The organism is Bartonella sp. AP57NXGY, from assembly GCF_042195805.1.
In the GTDB taxonomy this organism is placed as follows: Bacteria; Pseudomonadota; Alphaproteobacteria; order Rhizobiales; family Rhizobiaceae; genus Bartonella.
This window is the reverse complement of the sequence record NZ_JBHIOZ010000138.1, coordinates 1-3,327: the sequence shown is the minus strand read 5'-3', so window position 1 is coordinate 3,327 and position 3,327 is coordinate 1. Positions and strand designations below refer to the sequence as shown.

The following is a 3,327-nucleotide window of genomic DNA, read 5'->3' as shown; positions in this document are numbered from 1 at the left end:
AATGAATTTACAAGCAGCGGAAAGAATGCCCGTGCTAATCAAAAAGGCGCTATCAAATTGCGGACAATCTTTGGCAATTTCGTCGTTATAAAGAATGTCTACTTCACGATCAGCCAATTGATAGCTTGCCATATGATCATTCTCATTGATTTTCTCGGTTGACCAACCTAAGCTTTTCAAAAGTGCATGAGCACTTTCCATGGTGAGACGATCATCATTGTCATCCACTTCCTCTGCCACTTCAACAGAAGTTGTTTTAGAAGCAACAGATGCTATTTGCGGATCCAAGCTCAAAATCGGTGCATTTTTCGGAAAACCTGCTCGATAACCCCGTGCAAGAGTGAGGAGATTATCAATTCTATATTTTGAGATTTCTTCCACAAAACCTAAAGAATTTCCCTTTCTAAAATTCTCCTTATAAGATTTGAGCTTTTCAACATCCCCAATCAAAACAAGCGCAATAAGGTGACGCGCTACAAGATCAAGTTCACTGTCTGGGGAAAAAGCCGCATAATCATAAATGATTTGATTAACATTTTGCCGATCTGCCCATTCAAGTATATCTGTACAAATCTCCTTTAGCTTGCCTCTATCCAATTCAGTACTAGAAACTGTATAAACTTCTTCTGCTTCTTTGAGGGCTATATATTGAGGCATATTATAGAAAATCTCTTTATGAGCAGAGGAAAAGCCAAGTGTTGAAAGTGAAGCCTTAAATACAACAATCGGCTCTTCTTCATCACTTTGAAGGTTATACATTATATTGATGATACGGTCTTTACTTACAAAATAAGCATTGCGATCATAGTTCTTATCTCGATAAACTGTCCACCCCATCCTTTTTAAGTCTTCAGAAACTGTATTAAGAAAAGACAAATCTTGCAAACTAAGACGATCATCTATGGCTTTTCGCTCATTAAAGATTTTCAGATGTTTTTCAGAAAATTCAACGGCATGGTTAACATATTTTTCTACGTCATCATCATCCAAATGTTCAGAAATCGTACCTGCTTTTAGAAAACTTTGATAAGATTTCAGGATATCAATTCGACCTGTCAACGCTAAACAAGCCAAATGCCAGACTATATCTATATTGTAGCTATACTTTTGAACACGTGTTTTGCTTTCTATTGATGCTTGTAAATCTTGGGCGCGTGCCCATTGTATTATCCGCTCAGAGATTTTTATCAAATCTTCCTCATTCAACGTCTCTACACAAATATCAATCCCTTTATCAAAACCGCTAAAAATCCCTCCCCCAATCGTATTAAAAGACTGATAAATATCCGTAGGTCGTATCCAATTATATTCTCCCCTATAGTGAATATACTCGCAAGCTACAGAAATCTCTTCGTTAGAGATCTCAGCTTCAAGACGGACATTGTAATTGTTATGGAGATGTACAAAACCAAAATCAAACTGAATAAAGCGATCTGGCAAAGAGAGCCACATTTTTCCAGGTTCCGTAGAAAACCACCCTTGGGTTTTAAGAATACGGCTTGCTGCAGTAAGGCTTATCGAGCGCTGTTTGGGCTTTTTACGCGTTAGAATATCGTCTAACTCCCCATTTGTATAAGCTTGCGCAAAAAGAATGAGGCGCTCATACCGCGTCATCGCTTTGTAATCTGCAAATTCTGGTACATGTAATTGAGGTGCCGGCTTATCAGACCTTAAAGCATCAATATCGCCAAGCAATGCTTGTGCAACAGCAGAATGATTGGCGGCTTCTTCACGCAATTTTTGTTCAATATTCTGCGTTTGTGCCCAAAAGATTACTTTGTTTAAAACAGCTTCGATATGACTTTCTGAAAGATTCTGTGCCACAATTCCGAAATTTTCTTCTGCATAAATCAACGTATCACCATATTCATAGCGCGACTGTTCGCCATTATCATATTCCTCAGCAAGACAATAAGCGGCGGTGGTAAGAGCAACTGATAGCCGCAACCTTCCACCATCCTCTCCATAATCTACAACATCATAGAGAATGCGTATTATACGATCGGAGAAATGATAATAAGCAAATGTATTTCCAACTTCATCGCGATAAATCTCCCAGCCCAATCTTTTTAAAATCTCTGTTACGTCTTTCGTTTTCATTATGCTTCACTTCCCTTTTAAATAGCTTGGATGTCGATCAACTCCATGGTGCAGTGTCCCCTCATTCCACTTCTTATCTAGCTGATTTTTAGCCCAATTCTTGTTAAATTTATCTAATTCTTTCTCCAATTCTTTTACACTGCCTTTAAAATTATCTATAGTACCTTTAAGATCTTTTTGATATTGATCAAATTTTTCTTTATTTTGCTTAAGATACTTTTCAGCTTCAGAACCACAAAATTTTATGCTTCCTGTTGTTTTACATATTTCTCTTAAACCTTTCTGCCCTTTACTTAATTTGGCTTTACCTGTTTTCGTCTCATCAAACGCTGGTTTTCCATCCTTAATAAATGTGTTATCGGGACGTGTTCTTACCTTAATTGTGCCTTTATCTGTCGTAATTTCAATTTCAATCGTTAATTCTTTTTCGCTGGGTGAAAATCCTTCCTCCTCTAATTTTTATTTTTTCTCATCGCGTTTTTTGTCATGATGTTCCCTAGCTTTATTAAGTTTTTTACCTTTTCCATCATTGTCATCGTCATTATTGTTTTGTGGGTCTTTAGCATTCGCCTGAGAAGCTTTGTTTTTTTCTTCTTGTGAGTTTTGATTTGTTTTTTCGCTATCTTCTTCTGCATTTTTTGATGCAAACCAATAGGTAAGGAAATCAGCTATAGCGGTTCTATTGTTAGGAGATTGAACAATAGTTGCTCCACCAGCCATAAAAAGAGACAGAGCTGCCAACTCTTGTGGCGTAAGCGACACAATGAACGCTACAGCAGCTGCTACCGCAGGAAGAAAATTATTTTCGGCAGCATTACCTGCGGCATCAGCGCCAGTATTGACATCACCACCAGCAAGGGCAGCAGCAAAGCCCCCCGCTATGCGCGCGATATCAATGGCATGATCATTAAAATCAGAAAACTGTGCTTCAATCTTTGCATTGATACGCGCTTGTTCTTCTGCCGTTGGAACACGACCATCCAATGCTGCTATTTCTTTTTGTATAAAATTTTTGGTCGACAGTTTAAACTGGAGCATAGCAGTGGCTTCGCCCACAGCACCCCCCACAGCACCGGCAGAGCAAACACCGCTCGCAACCGCGCCTTTTAAGCAGCCAAGTCCTGCATGGGCAACGATCTGCGTGACCGTGTCTATTTTGCCTTCAGCCTTGGCGGTACCGATTTCTTCCGCCAACGATTTGCCAACCGTATCAGACAGGGCGATGCG

Annotated in this window: 2 protein-coding genes; both read right to left on the bottom strand. The window is 39.3% G+C overall.

Translation table 11 applies throughout. The annotated features are described in order from the left end of the window. Positions 1 to 2,100: DUF6990 domain-containing protein (locus tag ACFIL8_RS08550; RefSeq protein WP_375689443.1), on the bottom strand; the 2,100-nt coding region annotated here is incomplete at its 3' end. Positions 2,101 to 2,559: 459 nt separating this feature from the next. After that, on the bottom strand, positions 2,560 to 3,327 hold a 768-nt coding region (locus tag ACFIL8_RS08545), incomplete at its 5' end, for a VENN motif pre-toxin domain-containing protein (protein WP_375689441.1).